The sequence below is a fragment of the Nostoc sp. DedSLP04 genome (assembly GCF_034530775.1).
GTDB lineage: Bacteria > Cyanobacteriota > Cyanobacteriia > Cyanobacteriales > Nostocaceae > Nostoc.
The window spans coordinates 134256-147680 of sequence record NZ_JAVRCL010000004.1 but is presented as its reverse complement, the minus strand read 5'-3'; the positions used below and the strand labels follow the sequence as shown (position 1 = coordinate 147680).

Genomic DNA, 13425 nt, shown 5'->3' with positions numbered 1-13425 from the left:
AACAAAAGTTATATCTTTCGCTGTATGAGGGTTTCAGCCTTTGGAGAGATGCTTTAAAGACGTAAATTCTACGATTGTGATCTAAAGAGTTAGGTATTGCCATAGGTACAAACATAATAAATACTAAGAGTTGCTTCTCAAGAAATTCTTAATTCCCCCAAATTTAAACTTAGTAGGTAGAAGGAAATCCAATGTTCCAAAGTACGGAAATCATGGTGGGACTCTATAAACCACTATTGTGGTTAGCACAGGTTCCATTAGAACGCTCAAACGTCACACCAGAACAAGCATCGGTTCTCATTTCCGGGCCACGCTTTTTTGTGGCTTTAATCTCCGGCGTGATTCTTGCCTTTGCTTTCCAATTAGTTCTAACTAATCTCTCCCTTGCATTCGGTATTTCCTACCTGGGGCACTCATCTGACTCGGATTCAGATAGTAGGGAGGTGGAAAGTTTGGGCGGTAATATTCGCAAAATCGGTACAGCAGTGGGAATTTGGACATTAGCCACTGTGACGATCGCCTTATTAATCGCTTCTTACCTAGCAGTAAAATTAAGCCTTGTGATCTCAGACCGAGGATTGGGAGCGATTCTCGGTTTAGTGATTTGGGGTGCTTACTTTTTGCTCTTAGTTTGGGTAAGTTCCACCACCGTAGGCTCCTTAATTGGCTCAGTTGTCAATACGGCAACATCTGGCTTTCAGGCGATTATGGGAACTGCTACCGCCGCACTAGGTGCGAAAGCTGTAAATAACCAAGTGGTAGCCACAGCTGAAGCCGCCGCTGCTGCTGTCCGTCGAGAACTAGGAAGCGCCATCGACCCCGTAAGTATCCGAGAAAACATTGAAGATTACTTAGAAAAGATTCGTCCTCCAGAACTCGATGTATCAAAGATTCGGAGTGATTTTGAAAATTTACTCAACGATCCGCAATTAAAAGCGATCGCTGGGACTCCAGATATCCGCAACATCGACCGCCAAAAGTTTATCGAGTTAGTCAGCAGCCGCACCGATCTTTCCAAAAAAGACGTTAGCCGGATTTCTGATACCTTATATAAGGTTTGGCAGCAAGTGGTAAGTCAGCAAGCACCCACCGCAGATCGGCTGGGTGAGTTAATGGATTATTTGAAATCACTCCCACCAGGACAAACCAAAACAGATGAACTCAACGCCAAACTGGATCGGTTATTAGCAGAACAGGGTGGTTCCAAAGAAACTGACCAAAACCAAAAGGCAGGCTCTGGCCCAATGCAAAGTACAATCCAGCAAGCACTATCCGCCTTAACCGCCACTGTGCTGGGACGGGCAGATTTGCCTGATTTGGATGTGGAAAAAATCTTGCGTAGTCTCACCACCGCCAAAGATAAAGTCTCTCAACAAGCAGATAAGCTAGGTTTGCCAACACCATCACAACCCTATAGCCCAATTCGGGCTGATGTTGAAAACTACCTGCACAATACTTATGCTTGGCAACTGAGTCCAGAAAGAATTGCCCAGGAATTTCATGATGTCATCTACGACCCAGCAGCCGACCCTGGAATCGTCCGCCGGGAACTAGAACGACTATCCCGTAATGATTTTGCCAATATTCTGCAACAACGGGGATTGCTTACCCAAGCCCAAATTCAGCGCATTGCCAATCAGCTAGAAACAGTCCGCCAAGAAGTGCTAGTAACAGTCAGAGCTATTGAAGAAAGAGATATAGTTCAAGACTTGCAACGCGCAGTAGAAAGTTATCTGCTCGTTACTCCCAAGGCAGATTTGACACCCGAAGGCATCGAGCAGAATTTTAAACCACTGCTGGAAGACTCAGAAGCAGATTATGAAACCCTGACATTGCGGCTAGCGCACCTCGATCGCCAAGAAATTCGGCAGATATTGCTACAACGTAACGATGTCCAGTTATATGAAGTAGATAGCATTGTCGATGAGTTGGAAAAACAACGCGATCGCGTTTTGGTAGAATCCAAAGGACTAGCAGAACAGGCACAATATCAAGCAGAAACCCTGTGGATAAATGTAGAATCATATCTGCGTAACACCGGCAAATCAGAACTGAATCCTGATGCCATCCGCGCCGACTTCAAAAAGATACTAGAAGATCCGCAAGCTGGAATTAGCTCAATTCGGGCACGCTTGTCTCGCTTTGACCGCGATACCTTAGTCCAATTGTTGAGTCAACGGGAAGATTTGAGTGAAGATCAAGTTAATCAAATCATCAATGCTACTGAGGAGTCATGGTATAATATTCGCCACACACCTCAAATTGTAGTCGATAAAGCTAAAGAGCAATACGACTCTGTGACAACAACGATCGCAGATTATCTCCGAAATACTGGCAAACAAGAACTGAATCCAGAAGGTATTCAGCGAGATTTGACCAAATTGTTTGAAAATCCCAAAGAAGGAGCCGTCGCATTGCGCCGTCGGTTGTCGCGGGTAGATCGCGATACACTGGTGAAATTGCTCAGTCAACGCCAAGATTTGAGTGAAGAACAAGTCAATGAAATCATTGATTCCACCCAAACTTCGATTCGTAACTTTGTACGTGCGCCTCGTCGTCTAGCTAGCCGTACACAACAAAGAGTAGAATCATTCAAAGGTTATTTGGAAGAGTATCTGCGTCAAACGGGTAAAGAAGAACTCAATCCTGAAGGTATCAAACGCGACTTGCAATTATTGTTGCACGACCCGCGAGTCGGCGTAGAAAGTTTTGGCGATCGCCTTTCCCAGTTTGACCGTGATACCATCATTGCCCTGCTGAAAATTCGGGAAGATATTTCTGATGAAGAAGCAGCGCGGATTGCCGATAATATGGTGTCCGTAAGGGATCAATTTGTCGAACAAGTACGCAGCATTCAACGGGGCATTCAAGATGCAATTGACGGGGTTTTCGCCCGCATTCGTAACTATCTCAACTCCCTGGATCGCCCAGAACTTAACTATGATAGTATTAAGCGCGATCTTCGCACAGTTTTTGACGATCCCCAAGCGGGTTTTGATGCCCTGCGCGATCGCTTGTCCTCCTTTGACCGTGATACTCTAGTGGCAATCATGAGTTCTCGTGAGGACATCTCCGAAGAAGATGCCAACCGAATCATCGACCAAATTGAACGGGTACGCAACACAGTATTACAACGTGCAGAACGCATACAGCAGGAAGCCCAACGCCGTCTAGAACAGGTAAAGCATCAAGCACAGCGGCAAGCAGAAGAAACCCGCAAAGCCGCAGCTACAGCAGCGTGGTGGCTGTTTGCCACAGCATTCGTCTCCGCCATTTTCTCTGCATTAGGAGGAGCGATCGCTGTAGTTTAACAAGTTGTCTCCGCTAACTTTTCAGCCTCCCATTATGGGAGGCTTTTCTATTTTAAGTACGTCGAGAATAAAGAAATACGCATTGGCATTTGTGTAATTATGTCTTTCAATATAGTCATATATGAATATCCTTTACTGCTCTAATCTCAGCAATTAGATGGGTGAAAATAGAATTGGTTTAATGTTTTAATTTTTTTAAATAACTTGCAATTAAATCTCAGCCTATTATCAATAAATTACTGCGTAATTTTTGCAAGTTAATAATTTTACCTAAGTAGTAATTTCAAACAATGGAAAACACGTTAGTTGATAAAACCTTCCGTGACAGCAGTGGCAAAATTGTTGTGGCTCAAATGCCAAACCCACCACTTATTCTTTGGATAGTAGCTAGTTTACTCACTCTAGTTTTTACAAGTGGTAAAATCAATACAGTATTAGACTTTGTGGCAAATGGCGCATTATTTACTTGGGCGTGGATGGAGCTATTTCAAGGCGTTAATTATTTTCGCAGAGCGCTAGGTCTTGCCGTATTGATTGGAATGATTGCATACAGAATTCAGTAAGTATACTTTATTAAGTAATAAATAAGACTTGAGGGAGAATTCTAAACTCCTTTTTTTTTGTCCAAAGTTTAAAATGTGAATAAAGTCATACTGACATTATGACTTTACTACACTGTGTTTTCTTATTCAGCATTTTAAACTGAGAGCAATACAGCAAATCAATTAAGTCGTGTAACAAACAAAGCTTACTGTAAAGCTAATGAGTAAGAATATTTGTTCGCGAATTATTGATAAATGCTGTATAAAACTCAAGCAAATTAATTGATGGAGATTTGGATATGAAACGTATTTTATTAGGTACATTACTTGCTCTCCCATTTGCAATTTCCTCCTTACCGTCACAAGCATCAGCAGCAGAAATCATTGTCAGACCCAATGTTCATAGAGCTGCTATTGTGCGTAGACCTGTTGTTGCCCGATATCAACGGAAGTTAATTCCTGCACATTGGGAAACAGTACGACGCGGTCACAGGTGGGTTAAAGTTAGAGTTCCTGCTCGTTATGTAAATGTCAGAGTTTAATATCTAAATAGAGGCTAACAACTTTAGTTGTTAGCCTCTATTAGTTAAAACTTTGTTGCTGAATAAGACTTATAATTAAAGACAAGTAGTTAAGATAAGTCAATTTAATCAACATGAATATATCTCAAAATTCTCATCTTTTAAAAAAAATTTTAATATTTATACTAGGAATTAGTTTAGTAACAGCCTGCGATTCCATTCAGGCTGACGAAAAAAATATAACTAAAGAAAAAATCTTGATTGGTGATAATTATGGAGAACTATACGATCAAGGAAAGTTACGGACTTACTATTTTTACACTCCAAAATCTTATAACCTACACCACCCGATACCATTAGTTTTAGTGTTTCATGGAGATGATGGTAATGGTCGGTCTATCAGTAATGTGACTCGCTTTAATGAATTAGCAGACCAAAAAGGATTTATTGTTGTTTATCCAGATGGAATTGACCAAAAATGGAGTCTTAGAGGTAACGCTCAAGGAAAGGTAGATGATGTCTTATTTGTCAGTGCTTTGATTAATCATCTTCAGCAGCAACTTAATATTGATAGTCATAAAGTTTATGCCACTGGTTTTTCTAGAGGTGGCATACTTACTCAAGCACTGGCTTGTAAGTTACCTGATAAAATTGCTGGTTTTGCATCAGTAGCTGGTTCGCTTCCAGTTAGACTCAAACCTAGTTGCCAGCCTCAAACTCCCATATCGATGTTAACGATCAACGGTACAAACGATCGCGATGTACTTTATGAAGGTGACGATCGCACTCAACGAGGAGCGCTGGTTTCGATCTCAGACATGGTACAGTTTTGGCGATCGCACGATCGATGTACCTTATCAAATGAATCTCCAAATTTTTCTGAAGATAAAGTAAAAACCGCTATCTACACAGGTTGCAGTGGCAATTCCGAAGTCTGGCAGCTAGCGGTAGTCAACGGTGGACATTTCTGGCCTGGTGGTGCTTCAACTGACGAGAACCTAAACAAATTCAATGCGAAGTTGGGGCTGAACGCCAGTGAAACAATTTGGAACTTTTTTCAGCGTCACAGTTCATAAGTAGCTATAGCAAGGGACTGGGTGAAAAGCCTTTTTGTGTCTAAGTTTTATCGTCTGTTGATGTCCTAACCACTTTGACTGTTGCTATAATTTTTTAAACACCATTTTGCTTAAACCATGCCAACAGGCGTTTCCAACCATCTTGAGCTTCTTGTTCGCGGTAGGAGGGGCGATAATCGGCAAAAAATGCGTGGGGTGCATTGGGATAGACGATAATTTCAGATTTGCTACTGCTGGACTTTAAGCGATCGCGCATCTGCTCTACTGTATCAACAGGAATACCTGTATCCTTGCCACCATAGAGTCCGAGAACGGGGACTGTGAGTTTTGATGCAATATCCACGGGATACTGGGGCTGAAGTTCGGTAGCATCGCCCACAAGTCGCCCATACCAAGCTACACCTGCCTTCACCTGGGGATTATGTGCTGCATATAACCAGGTAATACGACCGCCCCAACAGAAGCCTGTAATTGCCAACTTCGCGCCATTACCCTTAGCTGATTTCTTTGCCCAGTTTACTGTAGCATCAAGATCGGATAATACTTGGGCATCTGGTACTTTGGCGACAATTGGACGAATTTCGTCTATGTTGCTTAACTTCGAGACATCGCCTTGACGCACAAATAATTCGGGTGCGATCGCTAAATATCCCAACCGAGCAAAGCGACGAGTGATATCCTGGATATGCTCGTGTACGCCAAAAATTTCCTGGATTACCAGAACGATTGGGAAATTATCACCGGTAGCTGGTGCTGCTCTATAGGCAGGAATTTCGCCATCTTTAACAGGAATTTTCACTGCACCAGCTACTAACCCCTTGGCATCAGTAGTGATGACTCCGGCAGAAATGGGTTGTACTGCAAGGGCAAAACCTGTCGCCACTGTCGCTGTTGCAATAAATTTGCGGCGCGTTATTTCTTTCATCATCTCTACGTTGAATTACTAAGTTCCCTTATATTTAGGTTACTGTATGGTCAAATGCGCGCAAGGGTAGGTGTACAAAATTCACACCCGAAAAAAAGTGCTTTTATCTCAACACCAGCAAGCATTTCACCCCACTAATTGTCCAAATTCATCTGCGCAATCTTTGAAATGCTTACAATAATTAAGTTTCAGCCTTCAACCTTTCCCGATACTCTTCCCAAAGAAATTCTCTAATGCTATGATTGCTCTAGAACCGCGCAACCGCACCTTGAAAACTAAATATAGCTTGGCTTTCAGGCTCCCGCATTGCAATTTATCTAAATCCCTATTAGGGATTGAAACTTTAACAGAATCTAACGAGGTTCATGCAGAATCATTGCAATTTATCTAAATCCCTATTAGGGATTGAAACCTTTAAGGTTACAAGTCCTATTCAGGCACAACTGATTGCAATTTATCTAAATCCCTATTAGGGATTGAAACTACAAAAAAGAAACCTATAGCTTACTGGGTGAGCATTGCAATTTATCTAAATCCCTATTAGGGATTGAAACCACATGGGGGATAGTGGCAAAATAGAGATTTGGCAATTGCAATTTATCTAAATCCCTATTAGGGATTGAAACTAGAACTCTTTGGGAGTGTCCGGTGTTTCCTCCCATTGCAATTTATCTAAATCCCTATTAGGGATTGAAACACAACCCCAGATCGCTCACAAATAGTCCTACAGACGGCTTTGCAATTTATCTAAATCCCTATTAGGGATTGAAACCTCTAATAACTTTGTTTAGGCACTCGCGAACTGAATTGCAATTTATCTAAATCCCTATTAGGGATTGAAACAGCGATCGCCATTGCGACCGATATGGCATCTTGAAATTGCAATTTATCTAAATCCCTATTAGGGATTGAAACTTTTATTCACCTCCAATTTGTCTAAGTGTCTTTGATTGCAATTTATCTAAATCCCTATTAGGGATTGAAACCATCTCTCATCCTCTGCTTTTGCGCAGTTTATTTATTGCAATTTATCTAAATCCCTATTAGGGATTGAAACAGGAGTGAATTCCACACGATAACTAATAACTAACATTGCAATTTATCTAAATCCCTATTAGGGATTGAAACTGATGTGAACACTCTTTACTCTTTATTTATTATTGCAATTCATCAAAATCCCTATTAGGGATTGAAACGGGATTCAAACATTTTATCGCCTACCTGTTTTCCAATCTTCTCCACCGGATAACTGAATTAAATTTTCAGCCACAACTGCGGTTAATTCCTTAGCTGAATAAGAATAAGTTAGCGCCAAAAACTTCAACGCAATCTGAATAATTTGGTTCCTATCCACTATTTCAGACAGTTGGAATTGATTATATACTCCATTCATTACTTCATCGCTGGCATCAGCGATCGCATCTTCAATCACTTCCTCTTCTATTAAACTTTCCCACTCACCTAAATTAATATAGTAAGATTTTTTATTATCTTTGATGTTAAGACTTCTAATTTCTCTAATTGAATTACGAATAGAAGCTGCCCATGAACCAGTTAATCGTTGTTCTACTTGGTTTTTAATCAAATGAATCAGCAGAATTCTTAAATAAGCTTGGATATTCCGCAGAATAACTTGTTTACTCATACCTTCTAATTCGTCTACAATTGCTAAGGCATCTGCATAACGTCCTTCCAAAATACTCTTTTTGAGGTCTATTAGTTCCTGCGTCATTTTTTCACCGCCTACCTGCTTAAGTACTATATAAAAATCACCTATACTTTATTAATAGCAGAGTCTCTTAGCTGCCATTAATAAAGTAGTATTGTTCATTTATTCGCCTGTATCACTTGCAAACTCCCACCTGCATATAAAGTAAACTTACTCACTTTAAAGCCAGTCTTAGCTAACAACTCAGCTAAATCAGTTTTCAGCAATTCCCAAGCCGTTTCTGTCTCAAACAACAACAAAAACACCGATATCCCAGGCCAAAATATCGGATTTGTCGGAGCGTGAAAATCCACCAGCGTAAATACTCCTCCTGGCTTCAACACCCGATAAACTTCATTAATAATTTTTCGTAATTGCTGAGGCTGCATCTCGTGTAATGCAACGCTGGTATGCACCACATCAAACAAATTATCTGCAAATGGCATCTCTTCAGCAAAAGCTTCTATGTATGAAGCTTCCGGTACATTTAGCCGCGCCCGTTGTAAAGACTTGGGTGAAGCATCCAATCCTGTTACGTTTTGTGAAGTTTTTACTAAAAACTCCGTCGTTTGGCCACTACCACAACATAAATCTAAAACCTGAGTATCTGAGTGAATTGTTAAGCCTTGCAAAGCAAATTGCCGAAAACGGGCTTCACCACCTACACTTAAGGCTGCTAAACGAGAGATACCATCATAAAACCACTGATAACGGTAACTCCAATCTCTTAAAATTGTTGCCATTGCATATTTCCTTGCTATTAAGCTTTATATTTAATAAAGATATATTGTTAACATTAGTAAAAAACCTGAAAAGATTGGGGGAAAGTAACTGCTATGGGTCGTGTAGGCGTCTTATTACTCAATCTCGGTGGCCCTGATAAGCTAGAAGATGTTGGGCCGTTTTTGTACAATCTATTTTCCGATCCGGAAATTATTCGCCTACCATTTCGCTGGTTGCAAAAGCCCCTAGCCTGGTTTATTGCCACGCGGCGAACCAGAACATCTCAAGAAAATTATAAGCAAATCGGTGGTGGTTCCCCGTTGCGGCAGATCACAGAAGCTCAAGGGGAAGCTTTAAAAGAACAGTTAGGTTTTTTAGGGCAAGAAGTTAATATTTACGTGGGAATGCGTTATTGGCATCCTTATACAGAAGAGGCGATCGCACAAATTACCCAAGACAAGGTAGAACACCTGGTAATATTACCACTATATCCCCAGTTTTCTATCAGTACCAGTGGTTCCAGCTTCCGGCTTTTAGACAAGCTTTGGCAAGAAGATCCAAAACTCCAACCTATTGATTACACCGTCATTCCTTCTTGGTATAAACAACCAGGCTATCTTCAAGCAATGGCGCAACTCATAGCCCAAGAACTTGAGCAATTCCCCAACCCGAATGACGTTCATATATTCTTCAGCGCTCATGGCGTTCCGAAAAGCTACGTTGAAGAAGCAGGCGACCCTTACCAAGTGGAAATTGAAGAATGTACTGCGTTGATTATGCAGACTCTCAATCGACCCAATGCTCACACCTTAGCTTACCAAAGTCGTGTCGGCCCAGTAGAATGGCTCCAACCCTATACTGAAGATGCCCTCAAAGAACTAGGCGCAGAAGGCGTGAAAGATTTGGTTGTGGTGCCAATCAGTTTTGTCTCAGAGCATATCGAGACACTACAAGAAATTGATATTGAGTATCGAGAAGTAGCCGAAGAATCAGGAATTCACAACTTCCGCCGCGTACCTGCTCCTAATACTCATCCAGTATTTATTAATGCACTAGCCGAATTAGTGATTGATGCACTGAGAAACCCCAGTTTCAAGCTTTCGCAAGCTGCTCAAATGAAAAAAATGGTCAAGATGTACCCTCAAGAGCGTTGGGAATGGGGTTTGACAACTAGTGCTGAAGTATGGAATGGTCGGATTGCGATGTTGGGTTTTATTGCCTTAATCGTAGAACTGATTACCGGTCACGGCTTCTTGCACATGATTGGGCTTTTGCAATAAAGGGAATGGGGCATTGGGCATTGGGCATTGGGCATTGGGCATTGGGCATTGGGCAGAGGCGAAAAGCTTAGTGCAAATCTCCCCTTAGTCTTCCTACTTCCCATACTTCCTCATCTCACTTGTCTGCCATGCCCCATTTCCTATGCCCCATGCCCTTTTCTGCCTTTGTTATACCAGTCATACCACTGTTTAGCACTACGAACTGCGAACCAGAGCAGTATTAAAGCAATTACTCCTCCTTGCCAAGGAGCATCAAAGGCAAATAGTACTAGAGCAATGCACAAGGTATCTTGAAGAAAGACTGCCCACAACGGTAAGCCACGTAACCGATAGAACCAACCAATTTGGACGAGCTGGAGTACCAAAGCTAATAAACCTCCAATTATGGCAATCAGCCAGTTTGGGGTTGCTGTTGCTGTAGCTACTCCTAACCCCATAATCGCCCCTACAAGGGGAGACATGAATAACTGAACCACTTGGAGCAATCTTTGCCCCCAAAGCTTTTTTGAGGCTAATAATTCAATTAATGACCAACTGGTGAGGCAACATAATAATATTGGTGGAGAAATGTGAGATAAGATTGGAACTTGTGACCACAAGTTGCTACCCTGCAATAAGCCAATAATTAGCAAAGGTATGCCTATTCTCATTCCTGCTGCCGCAGAGGCAGAAAGTGTGGCTAGGATTTCAATCATCAAAGCACTCGTAATACTAATAAATAAGTAAGTATTTGTAATGTATACTACCCAGTGCTAGCAATAATTCGAGCATCCAACAGATTGCAATATTAAATATTGTTGGTATCTTTATACAGCAAAATTTAGGCGCAGTTTTTTAACAGGCTCATCCTAAACATTAGACCTCTTGCAAAAGTAACTTTTGCACTCTTGCGGGAAAAAGGACTCATCTTTATTGGGGAAAGGTTTTTTTATTCCTTTTCCCTTTCCCCTTTCCCCTTTACCCCGACAAATGCCAAGAAGTCTATTATCCACAGTTCTTCTCAAACTCCTCGTACTCCCAAGGCAGCATGATGCCGAAATGGTAACACAGCGCCTTAACATCGCGGTAATCGTTTTCATCAAACGCGTATCCAGTATGGAATCTCACCATCCACTTAGGCGATATACATCTTACAGGATATCCAGCTATCAAGCCATGTCCGGATAGTGAGTCATACGGATATTCAATGCCATAAATATGATTACCCGTTGAATCAAATGTATACGAATGAATATCGATTTCATTCCCTTGGTGATTTACCAAAACAAAGTTGCAATCGCGTGTATCGTCGCAAAGCCTATCCTGATAGCCTCTAGTTTCAAGTAAAACTCTTATTTGAGCCACATCTTTGTGCTGAACAGCTATATCTAAGTCAGTATGGGTTCGAGTTTGCTTTCCAAGCAAAGCATCAACTCCCCATCCCCCATCAATGTAAACTTCAATTGCATTCTCCTCAAAAAGCTGCACTATCTTAATCACTTCCTGTGCAGTCATTTCAGGCTCATATTCTTGCATCTGAGTACTCTCTCCAATACTAAATCACCATTAAAACTTGGTCTTCAATAATTAATGGAGGACGACCTGTTTTTTTTTCTTTTGAGCATCAGCTTTAACTAACTACATCCAGCATTAACTCAAAGGTTTGACGGCTTACTCCAGTCATACGCTTAAATTTTATTGAAGTAAAAGTAAAGTGTTTAGCTTTCTCTATTTTCACTGTTAATCAAATTTCCTAATCGCAAATTGCCAAATTTTTAATCATACGACAAAACATTTTTGCAAGAGATTCTATGAGCTGCGCTCACAAGGAACAATGAAAATGTCTTTTCCTCCAGCAAGAACTGCCTTCTGCCTCCTGCCTTATTTTCAAGGCAGTTCTTGAGTATAAACAAGCGTGAAATCAAGGCTTTTAGCAATCAACATTTTCCTAACCTATGTAGCTACGGCTATATATCTTTTTTGATGATATCTGCATATTTTTGGGGTAATTTACTTATAGTAAGTGCCTAAACGCCTACTACAAGTAAATTAATCTTAAATACCTAATCGTTGGTAAACTTCTTCTAAATGCCGCAGATGTTGCTGGGGATCAAAACAAACCTCTAGTTCTGCTGGAGACAACTTTTGGGTAACACGCGGCTCTTTGCTAATCAAGTCTTGGAAGTTTCCTTCTGGCTGATTCCAAGCGGCGTGGGCGCTTTCTTGAACGATCGCATAAGCCTCTTCTCGGCTGCTTCCCTTGTCTATCAAAGCCAGTAACACTTTTTGGCTGAACACAACGCCGCCGTAACAGTTGAGATTGCGTTTCATATTCTCAGGATAAACCAACAAGTTTTTCACCAAATCGGTTATTTCTGACAACATAAAATGCGTCAAAGTACAAGCATCTGGCAAAATTACCCGTTCTACAGAACTGTGAGAAATGTCTCGCTCATGCCATAAAGCAACGTTTTCTAAAGCTGCACCGGCATGACTTCTGACGAGTCGTGCCATTCCTGTCAGTCGTTCCGAACGGATGGGGTTGCGCTTGTGTGGCATGGCTGAGGAGCCTTTTTGACCTTTGGCGAAAAATTCTTCAACTTCTAAAACGTCTGTTTTTTGGAGATTGCGAATTTCTACAGCAAAGCGTTCAATGGTTGCGGCTACTAAAGCTAATTGTTGCACGTAGTCGGCGTGGCGATCGCGGGAAATAACTTGGGTTGAGGCTGTATCGGGTTCGAGTCCGAGTTTTTGACAAGCGATCGCTTCTACACGCGGTTCAATATTGGCATAAGTTCCGACTGCACCAGAAATTTTACCCACCGCGATCGTTTTGCGGAGTATTCTCAAGCGTTCTTGGTGTCGCAACACTTCTGCTAACCAACCAGCTAGTTTAAAACCAAAAGTAATCGGTTCTGCGTGAATACCGTGCGATCGGCCAGCCATTACTGTATGACGATGTTCCCGTGCTTTTTGGCGAATTACCTCAATCAAATCTTCCAGACGTTGCAACAATATATCCAGACTGGCAACTAATTGCAGTGCTAAAGCTGTATCCAAAACATCCGAACTAGTTAAACCCAGGTGAATGTAGCGTCCGGCATCACCAACATATTCATTGACATTTGTCAAGAAAGCAATGACATCATGGCGGACTACAGCCTCAATTTCTAAAACCCGCTTTGGATCAAAATCTGCCTTGGCCTTAATTTCCTCAACGGCCTCAGATGGAATGTAACCAAGTTCAGCTTGAGCCTCACAAACAGCAATTTCGACTTGCAGCCAAGTTTTCAGTTTATAGGCTTCACTCCACAGATTAGCCATTTCGGGCAAAGTATAACGCTCAATCACAGTTCGGCA

Annotated in this window: 11 protein-coding genes, 1 pseudogene and 1 CRISPR repeat array; of the genes and pseudogenes, 5 read left to right on the top strand and 7 right to left on the bottom strand. The window is 41.6% G+C overall.

The window, feature by feature from the left end; genetic code table 11:
• The first annotated feature begins 191 nt into the window (after nt 1-191).
• From RMX89_RS03940 to RMX89_RS03925, 4 genes are all read left to right on the top strand, one after another.
• The gene (locus RMX89_RS03940) at nt 192-3311 is read left to right on the top strand and encodes an MFS transporter (RefSeq protein ID WP_322687998.1); all 3120 of its coding nucleotides are present in this window, start codon (nt 192-194) and stop codon (nt 3309-3311) included.
• A gap of 290 nt (nt 3312-3601) precedes the next feature.
• Nucleotides 3602-3874 carry a hypothetical protein gene (locus tag RMX89_RS03935; RefSeq protein WP_322672721.1) on the top strand — a complete coding sequence of 91 codons (273 nt, stop codon included), beginning with the start codon at nt 3602-3604 and terminating at the stop codon, nt 3872-3874.
• A 278-nt stretch (nt 3875-4152) separates the two neighbouring features.
• Nucleotides 4153-4395 carry a hypothetical protein gene (locus tag RMX89_RS03930; RefSeq protein ID WP_322672720.1) on the top strand — a complete coding sequence of 81 codons (243 nt, stop codon included), beginning with the start codon at nt 4153-4155 and terminating at the stop codon, nt 4393-4395.
• A gap of 113 nt (nt 4396-4508) precedes the next feature.
• Nucleotides 4509-5450: an alpha/beta hydrolase family esterase gene (locus tag RMX89_RS03925; protein ID WP_322687997.1), complete on the top strand. Its 942-nt coding sequence runs from the start codon at nt 4509-4511 to the stop codon at nt 5448-5450.
• Nucleotides 5451-5544: 94 nt separating this feature from the next.
• Here the strand turns inward: RMX89_RS03925 and RMX89_RS03920 are convergent, their stop codons facing one another.
• The 3 genes from RMX89_RS03920 to RMX89_RS03910 form a co-directional block, all read right to left on the bottom strand.
• Entirely contained in the window at nt 5545-6375 is an 831-nt protein-coding gene (locus tag RMX89_RS03920; protein WP_322688031.1) for a dienelactone hydrolase family protein, read from the bottom strand.
• A gap of 305 nt (nt 6376-6680) precedes the next feature.
• Nucleotides 6681-7571: a CRISPR direct-repeat array (repeat unit 37 nt; unit sequence ATTGCAATTTATCTAAATCCCTATTAGGGATTGAAAC).
• A 14-nt stretch (nt 7572-7585) separates the two neighbouring features.
• Nucleotides 7586-8107 (bottom strand): DUF29 family protein, encoded by a 522-nt coding sequence (locus RMX89_RS03915; protein WP_322687996.1) that lies wholly within the window; start codon nt 8105-8107, stop codon nt 7586-7588.
• Nucleotides 8108-8202: 95 nt separating this feature from the next.
• Entirely contained in the window at nt 8203-8826 is a 624-nt protein-coding gene (locus RMX89_RS03910; RefSeq protein WP_322687995.1) for a class I SAM-dependent methyltransferase, read from the bottom strand.
• Between the two features lie 93 nt (nt 8827-8919).
• Here RMX89_RS03910 and hemH point away from each other — a divergent pair, with 93 nt between their 5' ends.
• Nucleotides 8920-10086 (top strand): ferrochelatase, encoded by a 1167-nt coding sequence (gene hemH / locus RMX89_RS03905; RefSeq protein ID WP_322687994.1) that lies wholly within the window; start codon nt 8920-8922, stop codon nt 10084-10086.
• Nucleotides 10087-10226: 140 nt separating this feature from the next.
• Here the strand turns inward: hemH and RMX89_RS03900 are convergent, their stop codons facing one another.
• The 4 genes and pseudogenes from RMX89_RS03900 to purB all read right to left on the bottom strand — a co-directional run bounded on the left by RMX89_RS03900 (nt 10227) and on the right by purB (nt 13416).
• Entirely contained in the window at nt 10227-10781 is a 555-nt protein-coding gene (locus tag RMX89_RS03900; RefSeq protein WP_322687993.1) for a DUF4126 domain-containing protein, read from the bottom strand.
• Nucleotides 10782-11070: 289 nt separating this feature from the next.
• A complete protein-coding gene (locus tag RMX89_RS03895) occupies nt 11071-11580 on the bottom strand; it encodes a nucleotidyltransferase domain-containing protein (RefSeq protein ID WP_416211961.1) in 510 nt (169 codons plus the stop codon).
• Nucleotides 11581-11623: 43 nt separating this feature from the next.
• Nucleotides 11624-11803, bottom strand: a pseudogene (locus RMX89_RS03890) (IS5/IS1182 family transposase); the annotation flags it as partial.
• Between the two features lie 317 nt (nt 11804-12120).
• Nucleotides 12121-13416 (bottom strand): adenylosuccinate lyase, encoded by a 1296-nt coding sequence (gene purB / locus RMX89_RS03885; protein ID WP_322687991.1) that lies wholly within the window; start codon nt 13414-13416, stop codon nt 12121-12123.
• Nucleotides 13417-13425 lie beyond the last annotated feature (9 nt).